The organism is Streptomyces sp. NBC_01426 (assembly GCF_036231985.1).
Taxonomy (GTDB): Bacteria; Actinomycetota; Actinomycetes; order Streptomycetales; family Streptomycetaceae; genus Streptomyces.
Genome location: NZ_CP109500.1, coordinates 893,682 through 916,423 on the forward strand (window position 1 = coordinate 893,682; position 22,742 = coordinate 916,423).

23 protein-coding genes are annotated in these 22,742 nt (G+C 72.2%); 16 read left to right on the forward strand and 7 right to left on the reverse strand.

Translation table 11 applies throughout. The features are described from left to right. The 11 genes from OG906_RS04270 (at nt 1) to OG906_RS04320 (ending at nt 11,582) form a co-directional block, all read left to right on the forward strand. Nucleotides 1-438 carry a hypothetical protein gene (locus OG906_RS04270; RefSeq protein ID WP_267799150.1) on the forward strand — a complete coding sequence of 146 codons (438 nt, stop codon included), beginning with the start codon at nt 1-3 and terminating at the stop codon, nt 436-438. Nucleotides 439-588: 150 nt separating this feature from the next. Next, entirely contained in the window at nt 589-804 is a 216-nt protein-coding gene (locus tag OG906_RS04275; protein ID WP_329440113.1) for a hypothetical protein, read from the forward strand. A 30-nt stretch (nt 805-834) separates the two neighbouring features. Continuing rightward, complete coding sequence (locus OG906_RS04280) at nt 835-1,575, forward strand: DUF6338 family protein (RefSeq protein WP_329440115.1); 741 nt, start codon at nt 835-837, stop codon at nt 1,573-1,575. Next, nucleotides 1,572-4,544, forward strand: coding sequence for a CHAT domain-containing protein (locus OG906_RS04285; RefSeq protein ID WP_329440117.1), 2,973 nt, complete (start codon nt 1,572-1,574; stop codon nt 4,542-4,544). Before OG906_RS04280 ends, OG906_RS04285 begins: the two co-directional genes overlap by 4 nt. A 217-nt stretch (nt 4,545-4,761) precedes the next feature. After that, entirely contained in the window at nt 4,762-6,582 is a 1,821-nt protein-coding gene (locus OG906_RS04290) for a glycoside hydrolase family 15 protein (RefSeq protein ID WP_329440119.1), read from the forward strand. 16 nt (nt 6,583-6,598) lie between these two features. Next, on the forward strand, nt 6,599-7,546 hold the full coding sequence (locus OG906_RS04295) for a cyclase family protein (RefSeq protein ID WP_392900128.1): 948 nt from the start codon (nt 6,599-6,601) through the stop codon (nt 7,544-7,546). A gap of 52 nt (nt 7,547-7,598) precedes the next feature. Further along, nucleotides 7,599-9,179 carry a GMC family oxidoreductase gene (locus tag OG906_RS04300; RefSeq protein ID WP_329440123.1) on the forward strand — a complete coding sequence of 527 codons (1,581 nt, stop codon included), beginning with the start codon at nt 7,599-7,601 and terminating at the stop codon, nt 9,177-9,179. A gap of 6 nt (nt 9,180-9,185) precedes the next feature. Then, the gene (locus tag OG906_RS04305; protein WP_402304576.1) at nt 9,186-9,758 is read left to right on the forward strand and encodes a gluconokinase; all 573 of its coding nucleotides are present in this window, start codon (nt 9,186-9,188) and stop codon (nt 9,756-9,758) included. 92 nt (nt 9,759-9,850) lie between these two features. Then, nucleotides 9,851-10,588 carry a GAP family protein gene (locus OG906_RS04310; RefSeq protein ID WP_329440125.1) on the forward strand — a complete coding sequence of 246 codons (738 nt, stop codon included), beginning with the start codon at nt 9,851-9,853 and terminating at the stop codon, nt 10,586-10,588. Nucleotides 10,589-10,790: 202 nt separating this feature from the next. Beyond that, entirely contained in the window at nt 10,791-11,264 is a 474-nt protein-coding gene (locus OG906_RS04315; RefSeq protein WP_329440126.1) for a DUF6325 family protein, read from the forward strand. A 42-nt stretch (nt 11,265-11,306) separates the two neighbouring features. Then, nucleotides 11,307-11,582, forward strand: a complete 276-nt coding sequence (locus OG906_RS04320; protein WP_267799160.1) for an SHOCT domain-containing protein — start codon at nt 11,307-11,309, stop codon at nt 11,580-11,582. Between the two features lie 28 nt (nt 11,583-11,610). Here the strand turns inward: OG906_RS04320 and OG906_RS04325 are convergent, their stop codons facing one another. Beyond that, nucleotides 11,611-12,891: a ClC family H(+)/Cl(-) exchange transporter gene (locus OG906_RS04325; RefSeq protein ID WP_329440129.1), complete on the reverse strand. Its 1,281-nt coding sequence runs from the start codon at nt 12,889-12,891 to the stop codon at nt 11,611-11,613. Between the two features lie 282 nt (nt 12,892-13,173). Here OG906_RS04325 and OG906_RS04330 point away from each other — a divergent pair, with 282 nt between their 5' ends. Then, a complete protein-coding gene (locus tag OG906_RS04330) occupies nt 13,174-14,856 on the forward strand; it encodes a BCCT family transporter (RefSeq protein WP_329440131.1) in 1,683 nt (560 codons plus the stop codon). A gap of 99 nt (nt 14,857-14,955) precedes the next feature. On the opposite strand, the gene lpdA is transcribed toward OG906_RS04330, so the two are convergent. Further along, the gene (gene lpdA / locus OG906_RS04335; protein ID WP_329440132.1) at nt 14,956-16,359 is read right to left on the reverse strand and encodes a dihydrolipoyl dehydrogenase; all 1,404 of its coding nucleotides are present in this window, start codon (nt 16,357-16,359) and stop codon (nt 14,956-14,958) included. A 251-nt stretch (nt 16,360-16,610) separates the two neighbouring features. Between lpdA and OG906_RS04340 the strand changes: the two genes are divergently transcribed. Then, nucleotides 16,611-17,879, forward strand: coding sequence for a YhgE/Pip domain-containing protein (locus tag OG906_RS04340; protein ID WP_267799164.1), 1,269 nt, complete (start codon nt 16,611-16,613; stop codon nt 17,877-17,879). A gap of 13 nt (nt 17,880-17,892) precedes the next feature. Here the strand turns inward: OG906_RS04340 and OG906_RS04345 are convergent, their stop codons facing one another. Next, nucleotides 17,893-18,021: a hypothetical protein gene (locus OG906_RS04345; RefSeq protein ID WP_267799165.1), complete on the reverse strand. Its 129-nt coding sequence runs from the start codon at nt 18,019-18,021 to the stop codon at nt 17,893-17,895. A gap of 415 nt (nt 18,022-18,436) precedes the next feature. On the opposite strand from OG906_RS04345, the gene OG906_RS04350 reads away from it, so the two are divergent. Further along, complete coding sequence (locus OG906_RS04350; protein WP_267799166.1) at nt 18,437-18,625, forward strand: DUF6381 family protein; 189 nt, start codon at nt 18,437-18,439, stop codon at nt 18,623-18,625. 164 nt (nt 18,626-18,789) lie between these two features. Here OG906_RS04350 and OG906_RS04355 read toward each other — a convergent pair whose 3' ends face one another. Further along, a complete protein-coding gene (locus OG906_RS04355; RefSeq protein ID WP_267799167.1) occupies nt 18,790-19,059 on the reverse strand; it encodes a DUF6479 family protein in 270 nt (89 codons plus the stop codon). Between the two features lie 225 nt (nt 19,060-19,284). Here OG906_RS04355 and OG906_RS04360 point away from each other — a divergent pair, with 225 nt between their 5' ends. Both OG906_RS04360 and OG906_RS04365 read left to right on the forward strand, forming a co-directional pair. Continuing rightward, on the forward strand, nt 19,285-19,572 hold the full coding sequence (locus OG906_RS04360; protein ID WP_267799168.1) for a WhiB family transcriptional regulator: 288 nt from the start codon (nt 19,285-19,287) through the stop codon (nt 19,570-19,572). A gap of 91 nt (nt 19,573-19,663) precedes the next feature. Further along, nucleotides 19,664-20,014 carry an STAS domain-containing protein gene (locus OG906_RS04365; protein ID WP_267799169.1) on the forward strand — a complete coding sequence of 117 codons (351 nt, stop codon included), beginning with the start codon at nt 19,664-19,666 and terminating at the stop codon, nt 20,012-20,014. Nucleotides 20,015-20,035: 21 nt separating this feature from the next. Here the strand turns inward: OG906_RS04365 and OG906_RS04370 are convergent, their stop codons facing one another. From OG906_RS04370 to OG906_RS04380, 3 genes are all read right to left on the reverse strand, one after another. Then, complete coding sequence (locus OG906_RS04370; RefSeq protein ID WP_329440139.1) at nt 20,036-20,365, reverse strand: STAS domain-containing protein; 330 nt, start codon at nt 20,363-20,365, stop codon at nt 20,036-20,038. A 156-nt stretch (nt 20,366-20,521) separates the two neighbouring features. Further along, a complete protein-coding gene (locus OG906_RS04375) occupies nt 20,522-20,869 on the reverse strand; it encodes a PRC-barrel domain-containing protein (RefSeq protein ID WP_267799171.1) in 348 nt (115 codons plus the stop codon). Nucleotides 20,870-21,000: 131 nt separating this feature from the next. Then, nucleotides 21,001-22,728: a thiamine pyrophosphate-dependent enzyme gene (locus OG906_RS04380; protein WP_267799172.1), complete on the reverse strand. Its 1,728-nt coding sequence runs from the start codon at nt 22,726-22,728 to the stop codon at nt 21,001-21,003. Nucleotides 22,729-22,742: the final 14 nt, after the last annotated feature.

A 22,742-nucleotide genomic window follows, 5' to 3' on the forward strand; every position in this document is an offset into this window, starting at 1 on the left:
ATGTTCTCTCTCACGGTCGGCCCGCAGGCGCAAGGAACACTGGTGGACACCCTCAGTCAACTGGTCGACGCCGCCGGACTCGTCATCACGCTCCGAAGTCCCGAGAACCGCGAAGACACGATCGGCGCCATAGTCGAGGTGGCTCCGCGCCTCTCCGAGGACCATGACATCAAGGGCAACGGTCTGATCGTCAGCCGCGTCGGCATGTACCGCGTCGTCTGGGGTGTGGTCCACTGCCCCGGCGGGAGCCTCGCCGTGCTGACACCGCTGCCGGAGGAGGGCAGGCAGGAGTACGACGGCTGGGCCAGGCACTTCCGCATCGAGACCCTCGACCCCATCGGCACGCTCTCCGAACGCGGTTACGGGGTGAACGGCGGCGGCAACGGCACCGTCCTCGACGGCGAGTTCGCCCGGGCCTTCTCGCACGCGAGCGTCTGACCCCGCGCCTCCTCGATCCCGCCCCCTCGATCCGGGCCGCCGCGATCCGCGTCCGCGTGATACGGGCGTTCGCGATCCGGCGGCCCGGCCCGTCGTCCCCGTCCGTACCCTCAGCCCTCAGCCCTCAGCCCTCAGCCCTCCGGAGTGACCTTGTCCAGTCCGTGGACGCCCGACGACGCGCCCGACGATGCCGAGACCGGCGCCGACGAAGAAGTGAACCCCGATGGCCACCGCGCCAGCGACATGCCGTCCCTCGGCGATCCCGCTCGCATCGCGCTGCCGGACCCCTTCGCCGAGGCGGACGCCGAGCTGCTGCGCGAGCCGGGCCCCGCAGCCGATCCCGAGCCCGCCGCCGACAGCGACTGACCCGTAGGAAGCCGAGGCGAGCACCCGCCGATGCCACCGACGTTCACCGCCCTCGCCGTGCTGCTGGCGGCCGCCGCTCCCGGATACGCGTTCGTCCGTATCGTCGAGGTCAAAGTCCCCCGGCGACGCCGCAGTTCGGCGATGGAGGTCGTCGACCTGGTCTGCGTCGGAGCCGCCGGCAGCGTCGTCGCCGTCCTCGCGGTACTCGTACTGGCCCGCCACTGGACGGCGTTGTTGCCGCTGGACGGCCTCCTGCGCGGCGCCGTCTACCTGCGCCCGCATGCCTGGCAGGCGATCTGGTCGGCGATCCTCGCACTCGCCGTCAGCGTCGGCCTGTCCGCGGCGGCGGGCCTCGCGGAGACCTGGCGCCGCCGATCGGCGACCCGCAGCACCTCGGCCTCCGCCTTCCACCGGGTCGCCGAGTCGACGCCCGCCGGCCACCATCCCTTCCTGGCGGTGCACTTGAGCGACGGTCGGGTGTGGGAGGGCTTCCTGAAGGGCATGGACGACGATCGGGGCTCGCTCGCCGAGGGTGACCTCGTCCTGCAAGGGCCCCTCGCGCTCACGGTCCCGGGGCAGCGCCGTCTGAGGCATCCCGCCGAGTTCGTCGTGTTGCCGGGCTCACAGATCGTCCTCGCGTACGGAACCTACCTGCGCCCCGAGCAGCGACTGTCACCGCCCGATGCCACGCCTTCGCCCGGCACGGCGGTCGGCGGCGCTCCCCCGACACCCGCACCACGTCCCCCCGTGTCACCCGAGGCGAGGTCATGAAGGCAGCCGAAGAGCCCCGACCGGATCCCACCCACGAGACACCGACCGGACGAGCCCTCGCCGCCCTCGGCGTCGCCGAACCGTCCGGCCCGACCCGACTGCACCACCTGCGCGCTCCGGTCCTGCTCGACCGGTCGCCCGAGGCCGTCGAGGAGGTCCGCCGCATCGCCTCCCGGGCCCTCGTGGAGCAGGACGACGACCTGCTCGGCCGCGCCCACCTCATGCTCGCCCAGTACGCCTGGCAGAAGGACGACTACCCCTCGACGGTCGAACACGCCGACCTCGCCCGCGCCGCCTGCGAGCGGGCCGGCGACCGGGTCGGCGTGGCGCGCGCCGCCCAGTCCCGGGCGAACGTCCTGCGGATCACCTCCGACAAGAGGGCGCCGGAGGCACTGACCGAGGCCCTGGTGCTGGCCAGGTCCGCCCAGGACGGCGCCACCGAGGCCACGCTCTGGCTGGACCTGGCCCTGGTGGCGCAGAAGTCGGGCGACACCGCCACCTACGCGGCCCGGATCGAGGAGGCCGAGCGCTGCCTGCGGCCCTCGCTGGTCGCGGCCGGGCACGCCGCGCGCAACCTCGGGGAGGTCAAGGAGCAACTGCGTGACGTTCCGGCGGCGCGGGACCACTACGGCCGGGCCGTGCGCCTGTACCAGGACGCCGACGCACCGGCATCCGTGACCGCCACCGCCCTGCTGTGGTGGGGTCGCACCGAACGCGTCCAGGGCGACGCCGAGCGCAGCCGGGAGCTGTTGGAAGCCGCCGTGCGGAGGGCGACCTCGGGGGGCGGCGACCTGGTGGCCGAGGCCGAGAGCCGCCGCGAACTGGCACTGGCCGACACCCTCGCGGGGAACCTGCGCGCGGCCATGGACGGCTACCGGCGCGCACGCCTCGCGCTGGAACGGACGGGCGGGGACAACCCGCTGACGCTCGCCAACATCGAGTTCGAACTCGGTGAACTCCTCGGGGTGTTCTCCGATCCCGAACGCTCCCGCACCCGTTTCGAGGAGGCGTACCGCTGGTACGAGTCGGCGGACGAGCCGCGCGGACTCCACAACAGTTCCCGGGAGTTGGCGGGCCTGGCCATGGACGCGGGCGATCTGGTCGGCGCCCGCGCCCTGTTGACGCGCGCCGTCGCCCCGTTGGGTCGGCAGACCGCCGATCCCATGAACCGGCTGCGCATGCTCACCTCGCTCGGCCGGCTGCTGTCCCTGGAGGCTCCGGGCGCCGCGGATCCCGATCACCACCGCCGTCGCGCCGGCCGGGTACTGGCCGCCGCGCTGGAGGGGTTCGAACGGCTCGGGCAGTTGCGCAACCAGGCGCTGGTCCTGCTCACCGCCCTGCGCGGTGGCATCGGGGTGGCCGGTCGCGCGCCGATGGAGGCCGGCGAGGAGGCGATCCGCCGGTACACCGAGGCCAATGACCGGCTGGGCGCGATCGAGGGCCGACTGGCCCTGGCGCTGGCTTGGCTGGTGAGGGGTGACGGGCAGCGCGCGCTGGCCTGCGGGCGCGGTGCGCTGCTCGCGGTCGAGGACGTCCGGGCCACCTCACCGGACGCGGTCACCCGGGCCGGCTTCCTCCACGGCACCCGGTCCGCGGCGCTCCCGTTGCTCGTGCTCGCCGTGGCGGAGGATCCCGCCTTCGCCGAGCGGTGGCTGGAGTCCGCACGCGACTGGGCCATCACCGGCGCCCTGCGTACCGGCGCCGCCGATCTCTCCCCGGCGTTCCGGCGGCTGCACGCCGACCTGCGGCGGCACGAGGAGGAACGGCCGCCGGCGAAGGCCCCGGCCGGGGAGCGGGAGGCATGGCACACGGCCCATCGGAACCTGCACCAGCAGCTGTTCTTCGCCTTCACGCAGTCCCTGCCCACCACCGAACAGCGCTCCGCGTCCCGTACCGGCGCGGACGCTCCCGGAGCCGGGGACGGGCAGGACGGCCGGCATCCGCTCCGCGGGGACGCGTACGCCCTGTACGTCGAGCCGTTCACCGGGGCGGACGGGGCCGTCGAGGTCGTCTCGGTCTGCCGACATCCGGACGGATCCCTCGAAGCGACGCACGGCCCGCTGTCGGCCGACGCCGCCGCGCTGCTCGCCCGGTTCCGGGACGACGAGGGCACCGGCGGGGAGGCCGGCCGGGGCGGTCCCGGCCCCGCTCGGGCGGATGCCGGTTGGTCCGGGTTGGCCGACCGTCTGCTGCCGTCCCGGTTGCGTTCCGTCCTGGGCGCGGCTTCGACGACGGACCCGATCCGGCTGTTCGTGCTTCCCGCGAACGAGCTGTGGAACGTCCCCTACGCGGCCCTTCCCCTGAGCGCGGGCGCAGGGGCGGAACAGCTCGTCGACAAGGCCGTGGTCACCCTGACGCCGTCGATGCGCGTACTCGCGGCCCGGCAGGAGCAGTCCGTCCCCGAGCCCGCGCGGAAGGGCGATCGCTCGATCGTCGGCCTGTTCTCGTCGGACGCGCCCCGGGGAGGGGACGAACTGCGGCGGCTCGGTGAGTTCTCGCGGGTGCGGCACGTCGCCACCTATGCCGAGTTGGCGAGCGCGCTGGCCGACGGGTCGGCGGATCTGCTCTACTGCGCCGCGCACGGCGAGGCGGGGCACCGGCCCGGGCAGGACATCCTCACCGAGGCGGGCGCGCTCAACGACTGGTCGGTGCTGGAGCTGGCGGTGCCCGCCACCGTCGTGCTCGGCTGCTGTGGCAGCGGCCGCGTCTGGCACCAGCAGGGCAGCGAGCCGTCCGGCCTGGCCCTCGGTTTCATGCTCGCCGGCGCCCGGCAGGTGGTCGCGCCCCTGATGCGGGTGCACGGCAGTGCCTGCGCGGCGCTCCTGCCCGAGCTGGCGGAGCGTGTCCTGGACGGCCAGGCGCCCGCGGCCGCGTTGCGCGACCTCCAGCGTCACGCGCGCGACGGCGCCGTCACGCCGCGGCTGCGGGAGGAGTGGCACCTGTTCCACTGCGTCGGCGCCGGCGGGTGACGCCCGCGCGGCCGGGCCGGCGCGCCCTCCGTCCGGCCGCCCGTCCCCGCACCGGCTGCCGAGGGACGTGACCCTGCGCAGGTCACGGCACGTCGGCGAGCGGCGGGTGAACGGCGGAACGGGACCGGTCCGGGCAGCGCGGGACGGCGCAACAGGCACATCGGCGGCTTCTGGAAGATAGTGAGATCAGGGGGATCTCCTTCGTCTGGGGACGCACATGGACCGATACCCGCCCATCGCCGAGCACGGCCTCATAGGCGACCTGCAAACCGCAGCGCTGGTCACGTCGCGGGGCGTCGTGGACTGGTTCGCGGCACCGCGCTTCGACTCGCCCAGCATCTTCGCCTCCCTGCTCGACCACGACCGGGGCGGCTACTTCCGACTCGCGTCCCACGATTCCCAGGCCACGTGCAAGCAGCTCTACTACCCGGACACCGCTCTCCTGGTCACCCGGTTCATGTCGCCCGACGGGGTCGGCGAGGTCATCGACTGGATGGCTCCGAACACCGGCAGCACCGCCGCGGACCGGCACACCCTGATCCGGACCGCGCGCACGGTGCGGGGAACCGTCAGGTTCGACCTGGAGTGCCGCCCGCGCTTCGACTACGCCCGCGCCTCCCACGAACTCGACCTGGCGCCGGGGATCTCCACCTTCCGCGCGCCCGGCGTGACCGCGTTCCTGCAGAGCACCTTTGCCCTGGAGCGGGACGGTGACGATCTCCGCGGGTCGGTCACGCTGAACGTCGGGGAGACGGCGGCGGCCGTCCTCACGGTCTGCGGCACGGGCGCCGAGGCACCGCCTCCGCTCAGCGTCGAGGGGATCACCCAGGAGCTCTGGGACTCGGCGGACTTCTGGCAGAAGTGGGTGCGCGGCTCCAACTACCGGGGCCGCTGGCCCGACATGGTGAACCGTTCCGCGATCACCCTGAAGCTGCTCACCTACGCTCCCAGTGGCGCCCCGGTCGCCGCGGCCACCATGGGCCTGCCCGAACAGGTCGGCGGCGAACGGAACTGGGACTACCGCTACACCTGGGTGCGCGACGGTTCGCTGTCCGTCCGGGCGTTGCTCGACCTCGGCTTCGTCGACGAGGCCAACGCCTTCGTGCACTGGCTCGGTGACCGCTTGCGCGAGACGGAGGGCAAGCCCGGCGAACCCCTGCAGATCATGTACCGGGTCGACGGGGAGCCCCTGCTCACCGAGGAGATCCTCGGGCATCTGGAGGGCTACCGCGGCTCGGCTCCGGTGCGGCTCGGCAACGCGGCCTCGGACCAGTTGCAGCTGGACATCTACGGCGAGGCGCTCTACGCCCTGTCGGCGGGGCACGAGGTCGCCGCCCAGGCCGGCTACCGCGGCTGGAAGGTGCTCTCCCGCACGCTGGACTGGCTGGCCGACTCCTGGGACCGCCCCGACGAGGGCATCTGGGAGACGCGCGGTGGCCGCAAGGACTTCACGTACAGCCGGGTCATGTGTTGGGCCGCCTTCGATCGCGGGCTGAAGCTGGCGAGCGAGTTCAGCCGGCCCGGCGACACCGAGCGCTGGCGGACCGCCCGTGACGCCGTCATCGAGCAGGTGATGGAACGCGGCTGGAGCGAAGCCGCCGGGGCCTACGTGCAGCACTACGGCGGCCAGGACGTCCTGGACGCCTCCCTGCTCCTCATGCCGCGGGTGGGGTTCGTGAGCCCCCGGGATCCGTCGTGGCTGTCCACCCTGGACGCCATGGACCGCACGCTGGTGTCCGACAGCCTCGTCTACCGGTACGACCCGGCGGCCTCTCCGGACGGACTGCGGGGCTCCGAGGGCACGTTCAGCCTCTGCACCTTCCTGTACGTGGACGCGCTCGCCCGGGCGGGGCGGCTGCGCCCGGCCCGGTACACGTTCGAGAAGATGCACACCTACGCCAACCACGTCGGTCTCTTCGCCGAGGAGGTGGGTCCCAGCGGCGAGCAACTCGGCAACTTCCCGCAGGCCTTCACCCACCTGTCACTCATCACGGCGGCCTGCACGCTCGACGAAGCCCTCGACCGGCAACGCGACTGACGTGGCCGGCGAAGCGGTGCCCGCGGGGCCCCGGCCGCGGCCGGGAGCCCCACCACGCCAGAGTCCCGCCGCATTCGAAGCGCTCTACCGCCGTCTTCGGGACCGGGCGACGAGCGATGTCCGGGGCGCGGTGGCCACGATCACGCCCGAGCACGTCAGGGCGGCGGCGAACGAGATCCGGACCGGCCGGACGGTGACGCTCGCGGCGCCGATCGAGACCCGGACCTCCCCCGACAATCCGGAGCCGGCCGCCCACAGGCTGACCGGCCCGCCCCGGAGCGAGGTCCACGCGCACGGACTCCACTTCGCCCTGGACCACTTCGGGATGAACGTGCACGGCAACGCCGACAGCCATCTCGACGCCCTCTGCCACGTCGTCTACGACGGGACCCTGCACGGCGGCGTCGACGCGGCCACGCTCACCCCCGAGGGTGCGGTGGCCCTGACGGTGGACTCGGTCAGGAACGGCATCGTGGGCCGCGGGGTCCTGCTCGACATACCGCGGCTGCGCGGGGTGCCGTGGCTGGAACCCGGTGACCACGTCACCGCCGACGACCTGTCGGCCGCCGAGCGGAGCCAACGGGTCGAGGTCGGCGAGGGCGACCTGTTGTTCGTCCGGGTCGGCCACCGACTCAGACGCACCGAGCTGGGCCCCTGGGACGCCGCGAGCTCACGCGCCGGTCTGCACCCCACGGCGATGGAGTTCCTCGCCGACCGCCACGTCGCCCTGCTGGGCGGGGACGGCAACAACGACACGGCGCCGAGCATCACGGAAGGCGTGGACTTCCCGGTGCACGTCCTGGGCGTGCACGCCCTCGGGTTGTACCTCCTGGACTACCTCCGGTTCGAGGACGTGGTGCCGCTCTGCGAGCAGGCGGGCCGCTGGTCGTTCTTCTGCGTGGTCGCGCCACTGCGCCTGCCCCGGGCCACCGGCTCACCGGTCAACCCCATCGCCGTCCTCTGACCGCCGGTCCGAAGGCGGGCAACCCCACACCATCGACAGCAAGGTGGCCGCCATGGCCGACAACCAGCGATACGACGTCATCGTCATCGGCACCGGAGCCGGCGGCGGCACCATCGCCCACCGCCTCGCCCCGAGCGGGAAGCGCATCCTGATCCTGGAGCGCGGCGGGTACCTTCCCCGGGAACGCGACAACTGGGAGTCCACCGCGGTCTTCGTCAAGGGCAAGTACCGGGCACCGGAGTTCTGGTACGACAAACACGGTGACCGGTTCCCGCCCGAGGTCAACTATTACGTCGGCGGGAACACCAAGTTCTACGGCGCCGCGCTGTTCCGGCTGCGCCCCGAGGACTTCGGCGTGCTGCGCCACCACGGCGGGCTCTCGCCCGCCTGGCCGATCGGCTACGCGGACCTGGAGCCGTACTACACCGAGGCGGAACACCTCTACCTCGTGCACGGCCGGCACGGCGAGGACCCGAGCGAGGGACCCGTCAGCGCGCAGTACGCCTACCCGCCGGTGGAGCACGAGCCGCGGATCCAGCAGCTCAGCGAGGACCTCACGGACCACGGGCTGCACCCCTTCCACCTGCCGATCGGGGTGAACCTCGTCCAGGACGCGCAGGGCCGCGCCACCCACGACAGCGTGTGCATCCGCTGCGACCGGGTGGACGGCTTCCCCTGCCTGCTCGGCGGCAAGGCGGACGCGCAGGTGATCTGTGTCGACCCCGCCCTGCGGCACGACAACGTGGAGATGATCACCGGTGCCGATGTCCGCAGGCTGGAGACCGACGCCGGCGGCGGCACGGTCACCGAGGTCGTCGCGACGATGGAGGACGGCTCGGAGGCGCGCTTCCGCGCCGACATCGTGGTGGTGGCGTGCGGCGCGGTGAACTCCGCGGTGCTGTTGCTGCGTTCCGCGAACGAGCGGCACCCCGGCGGCCTGGCGAACAGTTCGGACACGGTCGGCCGGCACTACATGCGGCACAACAACCTGGCGCTGATGGCGGTCTCCAAGGAACCGAACAACACCCGCTTCCAGAAGACCCTCGCTCTGAACGACTGGTACCTGGGCGCCGACGACTGGGACTTCCCGCTCGGCGGCATCCAGATGTTGGGCAAGTCCGACTCGGACCAGATCAAGGGCGAGGCGCCCCACTGGGCCGGACTGCTCTCGCCCGACATGCCGTTCGAGGTGATGGCCCACCACGCGGTGGACTTCTGGCTGTGCGGCGAGGACCTGCCCCAGCCGGAGAACCGCGTCACCCTCGACGGGAACGGCGACGTCCACCTGGCCCTCGACGAGAAGAACAACATCGAGGGGCTGAAGCGGCTGCGGCACAAGCTGCGGGGGATGCTCGACTCGCTCGGCATGCACCCGCACCATCTGCTCCCCCACAGCCTCTACCTGCACAAGGGGATGCCGATCGGCGCCACCGCCCATCAGGCCGGCACCGTCCGTTTCGGCACCGACCCGGGCACCTCGGCGCTCGACGTGAACTGCAAGGCCCACGACCTCGACAACCTCTACGTCGTGGACACCAGCTTCTTCCCGAGCATCGGCGCGGTGAACCCGTCCCTGACCGCCATCGCGAACGCGATGCGCGTCGGCGACGTCATCGCCGAGCGCCTGGGTTGAGGCGCGGTGGCCCGGGCAACGGCCCGTGCGGCGCCGACCGTCGTCGTGGTCATGGGCGTCTCGGGCTCCGGCAAGAGCACGCTGGGGCGGCTCCTCGCGGGGCGGCTCCACGTGCCCTTCGCGGAGGGTGACGACTTCCACCCTGCGGCGAACGTCGCCAGGATGGCCGCCGGGCATCCGCTCGACGACGCGGACCGCGAACCGTGGCTGGCGAGCCTCGCCGCGTACATCGGCGCCACCACCCGGGCCGGGCAGGGCGTCGTGATCTCGTGCTCGGCGCTCAAACGCACCTACCGGGACCGCTTCCGGTCCGCCGGTCCGGGCGTCTGGTTCCTGTACCTGGAGCTGGACCGGGACGTGGCACGCGCCCGCGTGGCGCGTCGGGCGGGGCACTTCATGCCGGTCGCGCTCCTGGATTCGCAGTACGAGGCCCTGGAGCCCCTGGAAGCCGACGAACCCGGGCTCACCGTCCACGCGGACACGGCCGCCGACGCGGTCCTCGCCCGGGCCCAGGCGGCGATCACGGGCTTCGAGGGCCGGGGCCGGGTGAGGGGCGGACACCTGACCGAGGGCGGATAGCGTGCAGGCCTCGGGCCTCGGGCCACGGGCCAGAAGGTGTCGTCGATCCGTCCCGTGTGTAGCGTCGTACGTGGTCCAACCCTGGGGGCGTCATGGTCCTCGACCTCATGCTCATCGGGCTCGCCATCGCTCTCGACCCGCTGCCCATCATGGCGTTCGTGCTGGTGGTGACATCGGCGAGAGGCGTGTGGAAGGGGCTCGTCTTCATCCTGGCCTGGCTCGCCTGTCTGGTCACGGTGATCGCCCTCGTGCTCCTGGTGACCGGCGGCCAACCCCCCGCGCCCCGTTCCCCGCCCGGTGTGGCGGCGCTGGCGGTCAAGTTGGCCATCGGGGTCGGGCTCCTCGCCTACGGCCTGCGCCGCCGCCGCATGATGCGGCGGGCGCGCGCGGACGCGGCGGGCGGCGGGGGCGCGAGGACCTCGTCCGCCGGCGCGGGCGGTAGGGGCACCACCCTGCGCGGCCTCGACGCGGCGGACGAGCCCTCGTCGGCGACCACCTCGGTCATGGATTCGCCGACCCTGTGGGGGTCGGCCGCCCTGGCGGTACTGCTCCAGCCGTGGGGCCTGGTCGCCGCGGGGGCGGTGACCGTGCTCGACGCGAACACCTCGCATCCGGCCACCTTCGTGGCGTTGTTCGGCTTCTGTCTCCTGGCCAGCGCCGGGCTGCTGTCCGCCGAGCTGTACATCGTCCTCGCGCCCGAGGTGGCCCAGGTACGGCTGCACAGGCTGCGGGCGTGGTTGATGGGCCACAAGGAGCAGGCGATCGTGGTCGGCTCCCTGGTGCTCGGCCTGTGGCTCACGGCGAAGAACATCTACCTCTTGACGGGTTGACGACCCGTTCCCGCCCTCGCGGCGGCGGCCCGACGACCCGCCGAACCGGCGACCGGACGGAAGCCGGACATGCGGAGGCACCGGGGCGGTGTTGGAATGGCAGTAGACGACGTCCGCCCCTGCCCCGCGCGTGCCGGACCGCACGGCCCGCGCCCGCCGCCGCCGGAACGTCCTCCCCACACCCAGCCCGACGGGAGCAACCATGAGCAGCGAGGTCGAGGAACGTACCGGAGGCGGATCCATCGAGGACATGGGCCCGGTGGACTATCTCGTGATCGAGTTCCCGGGAAACCGCATGACGGGTGAGGGGTTCCCCCTGCTCGTCGATCTCGTGGATCGCGGCGTGATCCGCATCCTCGACCTCGTCTTCGTCCGCAAGGACGTCGACGGATCGGTGGTGGCGGTGGAACTGCGCGACCTCGGCGACGAGGTGGACCTCTCGGTCTTCGAGGGGGCGTCCTCCGGTCTGCTGGACCAGGGCGACATCGACGACGCCGGCGTCGCCCTGGAGCCGGGCAACTCGGCGGGGATCATCGTGTACGAGAACACCTGGGCGGCGCCCTTCGCCCGCGCCATGCGGCGTGCCGGCGCCCAGCTCGTGGCGGCCGGGCGGATTCCCGTCCAGTCGCTGCTCGCGACGCTGGACGCCATGGAGGACCCGACCGACGGACGCTGAGGTCGGCCGCGGCCGACTCCGCCCAGCTTGGAGATGAGCATCATGGCCCCACTTCTTCGCGGGATCGCCCGTACCGCCGTCGTCGCCGGAACGGCGACCGCGGTGTCCAACCGTGTGTCCCGGCGGCAATCCGGCCGGTGGGCGGATCAGGACGCCCAGGCGCAGGCGGCGCCCGCCCCCCAGGCGGCTCCGGTCGCCGACCCGGCCGACGAGATGAGCAGCAAGATCGACCAGCTGAAGGAACTCGGCACCCTCAAGGAGCAGGGGCTGCTGACCGAGGAGGAGTTCGCCGAGCAGAAGCGCAGGATCCTCGGCTGACCCCGAAGGCGTACGGACGGTGTGGCGCTCAGTGGTGCCACACCGTCCGCAGGCGCAGGCTGTCGTAGATCGGGGTGCTGCCCAGCCGGTCGGCGGTCAGGGTCGCGGCGAAGCAGGCGGTCATCAGGGGAAGCAGCAGCGAGGTCGCGCCGGTCATCTCGACCACGAGCACGATGCCGGTGACGGGGGCGCGGACGACGGATGCGAACAGCGCGGCCATCCCGACGATCGCGAAGGGCACCGCGCCGGAACCGGCGCCGGGCAGCAGGGACTGCGCGAGGGCGTGGACGAGGACGCCCCACAGGGCTCCCACGGCCAGCAGGGGCGCGAAGAGCCCGCCCGGCGTGCGGGCCGCGTAGCTGAGCGGGCCGGCCAGGAACCGCACCGCGAGGTACCCGGCGAGCACGGGGACCACCGGGATGTCGCCGCTCAGCAGGCGCCCGCTCAGCCGGTCCCCACCGCCGGCCAGCTCGGGGTCGATGCCGAGCAGGAGGCCGACGACGGCGCCGATGGCGGCCGCTCGCGCGACCGGTCCGACGCGGGTGACGTGGTCGCAGAGGTCCAGGAGCCCGATGATCAGACGGTTGTAGGCCGCCCCCAGGACGCCCGTGGCCGCGCCGAACAGCAGGAACGCGGGCAGCAGGGCGAGCGGCGGGACGGGCAGGTCGGGGACCCGGAAGTCGAGCCGGTCGCCCACCACCAGGCGGGAGCATCCGACGGCGGTGACGGTGCCGATGAGCGTGACGAGCACCAGGCGGCCCCGGACCGACTTGGTCACTTCCTCACAGACGAACAGCACTCCGCCCAGGGGCGCCGTGAAGGCCACCGCGAGACCGGCGCCCGCGAGCGCGGTGTGCAGGAGCCTGACGTCGCTCTCGTCCCTGCGCGTACGGCGCCCGGCCTCCGCTCCGATGGCGGCGCCCATGTGCACGGTCGGTCCTTCCCGGCCCAGCACCAGGCCCGAACCGATGGCGATCAGGCCGCCGACGAACTTGGCCGGCAGCAGCCTCGGCGGCCGGGGGGACCGTTCACCCCGCCACACGGCCTCGACGTCCTGGATGCCACTGCCGGCCGCCAGGGGGACCCGCAGGGCGATGGCGCAGGCCACGGCGGCGCCGGTGGCCGTGAGGACGGCCGGCACGAGCGGGCCGAAGGCGCCCAGCTGCTCCGACGCCTCCACCAGCGATCCGCGCAGTTCCGCCGCCCGCGCGAGGCACCAGCGGAAGCCCCCGCCGACCAGCCCGACGAGGCAGCCCGCGACCGCCGCGACGAGGTGGACGGCCATCCGGCCGCGGGACGCACGGGGCATGCAGTGACCTCCACCAAGCCGTGACCCGCGTCCGTCGGGTCTGTCGGGCCGTCGCGTCCGTCAGAGACTGGCCCGAGGTCCGCATGCCGTTTCGGACCTCGCCGCGACCGCGCCGAAACCGTCCCCGACCGGGCCAACGGGCGGGCGGCGTTCCCCTGCGGGGCGCGGGATCCGCGACATCGACGATCGATGGCCGCCAGGACACCGATCAACGGGTGAAAGCGTGATAAGCCATCATTTCCACCCGTGTGCCTTCCCGGCCCTTCGCGAAGGGGGAATTCGTTGTCGAACGATCCACCGACCGGCCCTCGCTCTCGCACGGACAAGGTGGTCTTCGGCGTCACGGCCGTTCTGACCCTGGCCTTCGTGCTGTGGGGCGCCCTGGCCACCGATTCGCTGGAGAGCGTGTCGAGCAGCCTGTTGAAGGGGCTCATCCACAACGGCGGCTGGGCCTTCATGCTCGCGGCCACGGGCTTCGTGGTCTTCGCCCTCTGGCTGGCCATCAGCCGCTACGGCCGGATCCGCCTCGGCCGGGAGAACGAGACGCCGGAGTTCCGCACCGTGTCGTGGGTCGCGATGATGTTCAGCGCCGGCATGGGCATCGGCCTCATGTTCTACGGCGTGAGCGAACCGCTGGCGCACTACGGGACGCCCCCGCCCGGCACCCACCCCGTCGATTCCGCCGAACGCATGCAGACGGCGATGGCCACCACGCTCTTCCACTGGACGCTCCACCCGTGGGCGATCTACGCCGTCGTCGGACTCGCCATCGCCTACAGCACCTTCCGGCGCGGCCGGCGCCAGACGATCAGCGCGGTGTTCGAGCCGCTCATCGGCTCCCGGCACGCGCACGGCGGCGCGGGTCGCGTCATCGACATCGTCGCGATCTTCGCGACCCTCTTCGGTTCGGCGGCCTCCCTGGGCCTGGGCGCCCTGCAGATCGGCAGCGGCTTCCGCGAGCTCGGCTGGATGAGTACCGTCAGCACCGCGCTCCTGGTCGCCATCATCGCCGTGCTGACCGTGGCGTTCGTGGCGTCCGCGGTCTCCGGGGTGGAGCGCGGCATCCAGTGGCTGTCGAACATCAACATGGTGCTCGCCCTCGTCCTCGCGGCCTTCGTGTTCGTCGCCGGGCCCACCATCATCGTGCTCGACCTGCTGCCCACGTCGCTCGGCGCCTACCTCGGCGACCTGCCGCAGCTGATCGGCCGCACGGAGGCGACCGGTGGTGGTGGCGTCGCCGGTTGGCTGGGCAGTTGGACCGTCTTCTACTGGGCGTGGTGGATCTCCTGGACGCCGTTCGTCGGCATGTTCATCGCCCGCATCAGCCGCGGCCGTACGATCCGTCAGTTCATCGGCGGCGTCATCCTGGTTCCGAGCACGGTCAGCCTGCTGTGGTTCGCCGTGTTCGGCGGCACGGCGATGAAGCTCCAGGAGAGCGGCAGGCTCGGCAAGGAGACCACGCCGGAGGGGCAGCTCTTCGGGTTGCTGCAACAGTTCCCCGTTCCCACCCTGATGAGCCTGCTGGTGATGGTCCTCGTCGGCATCTTCTTCGTCTCCGGCGCCGACGCCGCCTCCATCGTGATGGGCACGCTGTCGCAGAAGGGCACCTTCGAACCGGCCCGACTGGTGGTCGTCTTCTGGGGCGTGGTCACCGGGGCCGTCGCCGCCATCATGCTGCTCATCGGCAACGGCGAGGGCGACGCGCTCGCCGGGCTGCAGAACCTGACGATCCTCGTGGCGGCGCCGTTCACCGTGGTGATGATCGGCATGTGCGTGGCCCTCATGCGCGATCTGCGCCGGGACCCGCTGATCGTCCGGGGGGAGAGGGGCAAGGAGGCCGTGGCCCAGGCCGTGGTCGCCGGCCACGAGGAGTACGACGGCGACTTCGAGATCCGCATCGGGCCGGGCACCGGCCCGACCTCCACCGGCCCCCGCCCGCCGTCCCCGCTCGACGAACAGCCGTAGGACCTGCCGTCACGGTCTCGCCCGACCCGCGGCGCCGCTTCGACGACCGGGAGGCGGGCGGGAGGGCCCGGCGGCGTGCGCGGCCGGGCCTCCCCCGACTCAGAAGTTGATCATGTGTCCGGCCAGTCCGTGGACGGCCTCCTTGACCGCCTCGCCCAGCGTCGGGTGGGCGTGCACGTTGCGGGCGACCTCGTGCACGGTCAGGTCCCACTGCTGGGCCAGGGTCAGCTCCGGCAGCAGTTCGGTGACGTCGGGCCCGATCAGGTGGGCGCCGATGATCTCCCCGTGGGTGGCGTCGCTGATCAGCTTGACGAAGCCGACCGGGTCGCCCAGGCCGTGCGCCTTGCCGTTGGCGGTGAAGGGGAACTTGGCGACCTTGACGTCGAAGCCCTTCTCCCTCGCCTGGGCCTCGGTCCAGCCGAAGCTGGCGATCTGCGGCTGGCAGTAGGTGGCGCGCGGGATCATCGGGTAGTCGAGTTCCATCGTCTCGGCGTCGGCGATGGTCTCGGCGGCGATGACGCCCATGGCCTCGGCGGTGTGGGCCAGCATGAGCTTGGCCGTGACGTCCCCGATGGCGTAGATGTTCGGGACGGAGGTGCGGCAGCGGCCGTCGACGTCGATCGCTCCGCGCTCGGTGACGCGTACGCCGGTGGCTTCGAGGCCGTAGCCGGTGACGTTCGGCGCGAAGCCGATCGCCTGGAGCACCTTGTCGGCCTCCAGCACCTTCGGTGCGCCGTCCTTGCCGGTGACGTGCACGCGGACCCGCGGGCCGGACTCGTCGATGGACTCGACCCGGGTCGAGGTCAGCACGTCGATCCCGAGCTTGCGGTACTGCTTGGCGAGTTCGGCGGAGACGTCCGCGTCCTCCAGCGGTGCGATCCGGTCGAGGAACTCGACGATGGTGACCTTCACACCGTAGTTGTGCAGGACGTAGGCGAACTCGATCCCGATGGCGCCCGCGCCCGCGATCACTACGGACTCCGGGACGTCCTGGGCCAGGATCTGCTCCTCGTACGTCACGACGCGCTCGCTGCGTCGGGTTCCGGGCAGCAGCCTCGGGGTGGCGCCGGTCGCGATGACGCACTGGTCGAACGCCACCTCGCGGGTGCCGCCGTCCGGTTGGGCGACCCGCAGGGTGTTCGCGTCGAGGAAGGTGCCCCGCCCGTCGATCTCGGTGATGCCGTTCTTCTTCATCAGGTAGTGGACGCCCTTGACCCGGCCGTCGGCGACCCGGCGGCTGCGGTTGAACGCCTCTCCGTAGTCGAAGCTGACCTTGCCCTCCACCTTGATGCCGAAGGTCTTGGCCTCGTGGGCGAAGAGGTGGGCGAGTTCGGCGTTGCGCAGCAGCGCCTTGGTCGGGATGCATCCGACGTTCAGGCAGACACCGCCCCAGTACTTCTCCTCCACGACCGCCACCCGCCGTCCCAGTTGGGCGGCGCGGATCGCGGCCACGTATCCGCCGGGTCCCGCGCCGAGTACCACGACGTCGAAGCGCTCGTCCATGTGCGTTCCTCTTCTGTCGGACCACGTGTCAGGGCCTGTGCCGGGACACATCCGTCGACCCTAGGCCGTGCCGGTCGGCGGCGGGGGCGGGGGGCCGGTACTGCAACGGGGGGAGGAACGCGAGGCGTGCACCGACGGGCACTCGTTCGGGCCGCATCCTGACCTCTCGTACGGTCGGCACGGCGTCACCCGGTCGGCCCTTCCCACCCCGCTGCGCGGTGCCCCGCACCGCCCCGAACCCACGGAGAACCATGGCCGAGCCCGCCGCTCCTCAGGCCACTGCCGCGACGTTGGTGCGCCGCCCCCGGTTGTGGCTGGTGCCCACGGTCCTCACGGGGCTGCTCGCCCTGCTGCTGTCCCTGCTGTACATGGGCGGGATCGTCAACCCCAACCGGGACTTGCACGACCTGCCGATCGCCCTGGTCAACGACGACACGGGCAAGCCGCCGGCCGGGCAGAGGGAGAACCTGGGCGCGCAGGTCACGACCGCCATCGCCGCCGACACCGGCGGGGACAAGGCCGATTGGCGCACGCTCACCCGCGCCCAGGCCCAGGACCAGCTCGACTCCGGCAAGGTCTACGGCGCGTTGGTCGTGCCCGCCGGGTTCACGAACACCGTGACCGCCCTCACCACGGCACGGGCCACCGAACAGCCGACGATCACCGTGCTCACCAACCCGGGCAAGGGCAGCCTCGGTTCCTCGCTCGCCAGTCAGATCACGACGAAGGCCGCGCACCAGGCGTCCCGGAGCCTCGGCCGGCAACTCACGGCCGCGGCCGGCACGCAGTCGAGCCCCACCGTGAGACTGCTGCTCGCCGACCCGGTGAACGTCGTCACCGGCGTCGGCCACCCGATCGGCATCCACAGCGGTCTGGGCCTCACCGCGTTCTATTACACCCTGCTGCTCGTGCTGGCCGGGTTCATGGGAGGCAACGTCATCAGCAACGGCGTCGACACCGCCCTCGGCTACGCGGACAACGAGATCGGCCCCTGGCACACCCGCCGCCCCACCGTGCCGATCAACCGGACCCAGACGCTCCTGCTGAAGATGGCGATGACCGCGGGCATCACGCTCCTCAGTGCCTCGCTGGTCCTCTTCGCCTGCGTCGTCGTCCTCGGCATGGACGCGTCCCACGTGCCCCTGCTGTGGATCTTCTCGTTCTGCGCGGCCCTCGCCGTCGGCCTCGGCGTGCAGGCGATCAACGCCGCGTTCGGCGGGATCGGCCAGTTGGTGTCGATGTTCGTGTTCATCGTGCTGGGGCTGCCCTCGTCGGGCGCCACGGTGCCGCTCCAGGCGGTGCCCGGCTTCTACCGCTTCCTGTCGCACTTCGAGCCCATGCGGCAGCTCAGTGACGGGGTGCGGGCGATCCTCTACTTCGACGCCCGGGGCGACGCCGGGCTGACCCGCTCCTGGATCATGATCGCGGTCGGTGCGGTCCTCGCCCTGCTCTTCGGATTCGCCATGACCACGTACTACGACCGCAAGGGGCTCAAGCGCCTCACCCCGCAGCCCGCCTGATCCCGGGGGTCGCCTACTTCCCGACGGTGTTCATCAGGATGATCGCCAGGAGGTCGCAGAAGATCACGGCGAGGATGCCGAAGATCATGAGCCACGCCCTGCGTGATTCGTCCCTGCGCGATTCGTCCATGTCCGTGTCCATGGCGTCACCTCCGGTCGGCGCGCTGCCGGGCCGCACGACCGTGGGGCCCGGCTCGCCCTCCCATGATGGGCCGGCCTTCAGCGTGTGCCACATCCGTGCCCCGGTCCCACGGTGGGAGCAGCAGCCGGAGCAGCCATGCTCGTCACACCCGCCCCGAAGCCCCGCCCCGCCCGCGGAGGAGGCGCCCGACGTCCCCGTGCCGCGATGAACGGCTCCGAGAGGGGGCCGGGCGGCTGTCCGCCGTCGGGCGTCTGCGCAGCGCGGCCCGGCGCGCGCGGGCCGGACGCCGGTGGGTGCGGGTGCGGGATCTGGACCTCGACGGTTCGCCCGCCAGGGTGGCGGACGGGCTCGGGCACTGTTTGGCTGGGGGGAAGTGGTACTCCCCCGACGCACTTCCCCGAACCGAGGACGGATCATGGGCAACGAGAGCCGGCCGAGCGCGCGAGCGCGGCAGATGCGTGACAAGGCCCAGGAACTGGAGCAGGCGGCCCAGCGGGCGACGGATCCCGCCGAACGGCAGCGGCTGACGGAGAAGGCCCTGCACATTCGCGAGAAGAGCGAGCAGGAGAACGGCCCCGGCGCCGGAACCATGGACCCCATGTGACCCCGCGGCGCCCCTGCGGGCGCCTCACTCCCCGGGCGGGGGCCCGCACGACGCGCGTCGACCCCGGTCCGCGGGCGGGCACGGCCCGCCGGGCGTGATCCGGGCAGGGCCGCACCACGCCGGGCGGAGCCGACCGGCCCGGCGGGCAGGGCCGGGGCGGCGGCTCACGGGCGGGGGTCGGTGCCGCCCGCGGCCTCGTCCGGCGTCTGCCAGGAGTCCTCGCGCCCTCGCGCCGCGGGGGGCTGCTCGGTCGGCTGGGCCGGAGCGGCTCGCCGTGCGTTGCGTCGGCTGCCGTACCAGAACGCGCCGATCAGCAGGACGACCAGGACCACGCCAGCGATGACGAGGTACAGGGAGCCCTGGCCGTCGGCCGCGAGGGTGCCGGTGGCGAGGATGTCGGAAGGGGTGGCGGTGGCGTGTGCGATGGCAGTCATGAATCCCGCCTACCCGCGATCGGCGGACTTACGACGGTGCGGTGACACGGCGCCCACCAGCGACGACGCCCTCCCGGCCGGCCGCCCCCGATGTCCGGGACGACCCCAGTGGGACACGGGGCGTTCTCGCCGGCGGACCTCGCGTCACGTTTCGAACAAGTCTTTGCGGTCAGACGGCCTTTGAGGAATGTGTTCGATGGACGCGGCTGTGGGAGAACAATGGGGATGGCGAAGGTGTCACATCTGCCCGGGCGGGCGGAGCACCACTGGATCTGGCAGATGGAGGCCGCGTGCCGCGGCCTGGGGTCGGAGGCGTTCTTCCACCCGGACGGCGAACGAGGGCCGGACCGGGCGATGCGCGAGGAAGCGGCCAAGGCCGTGTGCGCGGCCTGCCCCGTGCGGGCCCGCTGCCTGGAACACGCCCTGAGCGTCGCGGAACCGTACGGGGTCTGGGGCGGATTGACGGCGAAGGAACGTCAACCGGCCCTCGACTCGCGCTCCGCGGCGGCCTAGCCGTGACCCGCCCCCGACGTTCGAGACCTGAGCACGCGCGCGGTCCTCGGGCGGGCTCGCCGCCGAGGGAGTTGCCTTGGGAGACGACATCATGAGCGGATCGACCGGAGCGGACGCGTCGCACGGCCCCCTGGGGTACCAACACGCCTCGGGGGCGGCCTGGGTGGTCGAGGCACGCGGGGAGTTGGACCTCGAAACGCTCCCTCCCCTGGAAGCGGCCCTCAGTCAGGCCGCGGCCTCCCACCACATCGTGATCCTGGACGCGCGGGGCGTCTCCTTCGCGGATTCCACGTGCCTGAGCGTGCTGCTGCGCGTGCGGCAACTCACCGACCTGCGGATCGCCGCGCCCTCCCGGCAACTCGGCCGGCTGCTGGAGGTCACCGGTGCGGACCAGGTGGTCACCGTCCACCCCGACCTCGCCGCCGCGATGCGCCAGACCTGAGCCGCCGCCCCCGAACGGCGCTCACATGGCGCGCGCCTCGTCCACGCCGTCGGTGATGGTGAACAACGCGCGCGCCTCGGTGAGTTCCAGGAGCCGGTCCAGCCGGGGCGGTACGGGTCCGGCGAGGACCAGGCGGCCGCTGCGCAGCAGGATCACCATGTGGTTGAGCAGCGAGGAGTCCGCGAACGTGACCTTGCGGACGTCCAACACGATCCGCCGCAGGGACGGATCGGCGACGGCCGCCGCACTGGCCGCGGTCAGCGGTCCCAGGGTGTCCTGATCGAACTCCCCCACGCACGCGATCACACGGACCCCGCCGTCGTCCGGCAGCACCACCACGCCTTGCTCCACCTGCGACCCCTTAACGCGCCGGATCCCGGTCGCTCCACACGACAAGCCGTCCGCTGCCCGCTTCCGGGCAGCGCATCCGGTGCGAGGCTACCCCGGCCGACGGAATCGTGAACCGGCCGGCCGGGCCGCGTGTCGCCGGTGCCCCGGGTGGCGGCGTCAGCCCTGGTCGCGACCGTAGTAGTCGGCGACCCGGCTCCGGTAGGCGGCGTCCCCGCGGTGCTTGTCCTTGTCGTACTCGGGTGCGTTCTTGATCTGTTCCCTGGTACGGCTCACCCGGATCTTCTCCCCCTCCATGTCCACGCGCTCGATCGTCCCCGCGGGCAGGAGGACCTCCTTGCCGAAGATCCACGGCCCGGTGTCCACGACGATGTACGAGGACCCGACGTCCTCGGTGTGCGAGTCGACCTTGCCGATGTGACCGTCGGCGGCCTCCACCTTGAAGCCGATCAGCACGGCGCCGACCGGGTAGCGGGAATCGGGGCCGTAGCTCCACAGTTCGGACATGGATCCTCTTTCCTGGTCGCCCCTCACGCCGAGGGGACGCGGCCATGTTTCCCGGCCGGGGCTCCCGCCGGAGGGCCGCGTACGGCACCTGCGGCGGGAGTCACCCGGACGGCCCCGCGAGGTCCGCGGGATCAGCTTTCGCGGCTCGGGAGGATCTCCTTGACCTTGGCGATGGCGTAGCCCCACCCCTGGCTCACGGTCGGCTTGCCCGGCACGGCCACTTCCTCGGGGTTGGTCAACACGTCCAGCAGGACGGGGCCCGGGGTCTCGAACGCCCGGCGCACGCTGTCGTGGAGATCGTCCGGGTCGGTGACACGGATGCCGGTGATGCCGAGCGCGGTGGCCACGGCCGCGAAGTCGGGGTTGTCGAGTTCCGTGCCGAACTCGGGAAGGCCCGCCTGCTCCTGTTCGAGTTTGACCATGCCGAGGCGTCGGTTGTCGAAGACGACGAGCTTCACCGGCAACCGGTACGTCTTGATCGTCATGAGGTCGCCCAGCAGCATGCTCAGTCCGCCGTCACCGCAGAAGGCGACGATCTGGCGGTCGGGCGCCCAGAGCTGGGCCCCGAGCGCCTGGGGCATGGCGTTGGCCATCGAGCCGAGGTTGTAGGAGCCGATCAGGCGCCTGTCGCCGCGCATCGTCACGAACCGGGAGAGCCAGACCGTGGCCATGCCGGTGTCGGAGGTGAAGACGGCGTCCTCGTCGGCGTACCGGTCCACCGCGGCGGCCAGGGCCTCGGGCCGGATCTCGTGGTCGCGGTTGTCCAGCGCCGCCCGCAGTTTACCCGTCCAGCGGTGCTCGTGGGCGGGGTCGGCCAGGCGCTGTTGGCCTTCCTCCCAGCGGGTGAAGCGGTCCCGGGCGTCGTCGAGGTGCGTGCGGTCGGGGACGTGGTTCAGCAGCGGGAGCAGGGCGCGCAGCGTGGCGCCCACGTCGCCGGCGAGGCCCACGTCCACGGGCACCCGGCGTCCCAGGTGTTCCTCGCGGGTGTCGATCTGGACGACCTTGCAGTCCTTCGGGTACCAGTCGCGGTAGGGGAAGTCGGTGCCCAGCATGAGGAGGGCGTCGCCGCTGTCGAGGGCGTGGGAGGCGGCGGGGTTGCCGATCAGTCCGGTCTGGCCGACCTGGAAGGCGTTGTCGTCCTCGAAGCCCTCCTTCGCCTTCAGCGTGAGGACCATGGGGGCGGAGAGCAGCTCGGCGGTCCCGAGCACCTCGGTACGGGCGTCGCGGGCCCCTCGTCCCACCAGCAGGGTGACGCGGGAGGCGGCGTTGAGGAGTGCGGCGGCCTCGGCGAGCGCCGGGTCGTCGGGGCGGGTGACGGCGCGGTCGAGGGCGAAGCGCGTGGGACGGTCCTCGGTCAGTTCCCGGTCCCCCAGGTCGCCGGGGACGGTCAGCACGGCCACCCCGCCCTGGCTGACGGCGGCGCGTACGGCGGACTCCAGCATCCGGGGCATCTGGTCCGGGGAGGTGACGGTGGCCCGGTAGACGGCCACGTCACGGAAGAGCAGGTCGTTGTCGACTTCCTGGAAGTAGTCGCTGCCGATCTCCGCGAGGGGCACCTGGCCGCATATCGCGAGGACGGGAGCGTGGCTCTTGGCGGCGTCGTAGAGCCCGTTGAGGAGGTGCACGGAGCCGGGGCCCACCGTGCCCATGCACACGCCGAGGGTGCCGGAGAGCTGGGATTGCGCCCCGGCGGCGAAGGCCGCCGCCTCCTCGTGGCGGCAGCCGACCCAGCTCAGGTCGTCGGTGGTGCGGATGGCGTCGGTCAGCGGGTTGAGGGCGTCCCCGACGACCCCGAAGACGTGCCGGACACCCAGGTCCTTGAGTGCGTCGACGATCACGTGGGCGACGGTGCGTGCCACAGGAGTGCCCCTTC

Excerpts from the sequence above, each read along its gene's own strand:
- OG906_RS04270 (WP_267799150.1), top strand. The coding sequence starts at position 1 with ATGTTCTCTCTCACGGTCGGCCCGCAGGCGCAAGGAACACTGGTGGAC.
- OG906_RS04280 (WP_329440115.1), top strand. The coding sequence starts at position 835 with ATGCCACCGACGTTCACCGCCCTCGCCGTGCTGCTGGCGGCCGCCGCT.
- OG906_RS04285 (WP_329440117.1), top strand. The coding sequence starts at position 1,572 with ATGAAGGCAGCCGAAGAGCCCCGACCGGATCCCACCCACGAGACACCG.
- OG906_RS04290 (WP_329440119.1), top strand. The coding sequence starts at position 4,762 with ATGGACCGATACCCGCCCATCGCCGAGCACGGCCTCATAGGCGACCTG.
- OG906_RS04300 (WP_329440123.1), top strand. The coding sequence starts at position 7,599 with ATGGCCGACAACCAGCGATACGACGTCATCGTCATCGGCACCGGAGCC.
- OG906_RS04310 (WP_329440125.1), top strand. The coding sequence starts at position 9,851 with ATGGTCCTCGACCTCATGCTCATCGGGCTCGCCATCGCTCTCGACCCG.
- OG906_RS04315 (WP_329440126.1), top strand. The coding sequence starts at position 10,791 with ATGAGCAGCGAGGTCGAGGAACGTACCGGAGGCGGATCCATCGAGGAC.
- OG906_RS04320 (WP_267799160.1), top strand. The coding sequence starts at position 11,307 with ATGGCCCCACTTCTTCGCGGGATCGCCCGTACCGCCGTCGTCGCCGGA.
- OG906_RS04325 (WP_329440129.1), bottom strand. The coding sequence starts at position 12,891 with ATGCCCCGTGCGTCCCGCGGCCGGATGGCCGTCCACCTCGTCGCGGCG.
- lpdA (WP_329440132.1), bottom strand. The coding sequence starts at position 16,359 with ATGGACGAGCGCTTCGACGTCGTGGTACTCGGCGCGGGACCCGGCGGA.
- OG906_RS04340 (WP_267799164.1), top strand. The coding sequence starts at position 16,611 with ATGGCCGAGCCCGCCGCTCCTCAGGCCACTGCCGCGACGTTGGTGCGC.
- OG906_RS04345 (WP_267799165.1), bottom strand. The coding sequence starts at position 18,021 with ATGGACACGGACATGGACGAATCGCGCAGGGACGAATCACGCAGGGCG.
- OG906_RS04350 (WP_267799166.1), top strand. The coding sequence starts at position 18,437 with ATGGGCAACGAGAGCCGGCCGAGCGCGCGAGCGCGGCAGATGCGTGAC.
- OG906_RS04355 (WP_267799167.1), bottom strand. The coding sequence starts at position 19,059 with ATGACTGCCATCGCACACGCCACCGCCACCCCTTCCGACATCCTCGCC.
- OG906_RS04360 (WP_267799168.1), top strand. The coding sequence starts at position 19,285 with ATGGCGAAGGTGTCACATCTGCCCGGGCGGGCGGAGCACCACTGGATC.
- OG906_RS04365 (WP_267799169.1), top strand. The coding sequence starts at position 19,664 with ATGAGCGGATCGACCGGAGCGGACGCGTCGCACGGCCCCCTGGGGTAC.
- OG906_RS04375 (WP_267799171.1), bottom strand. The coding sequence starts at position 20,869 with ATGTCCGAACTGTGGAGCTACGGCCCCGATTCCCGCTACCCGGTCGGC.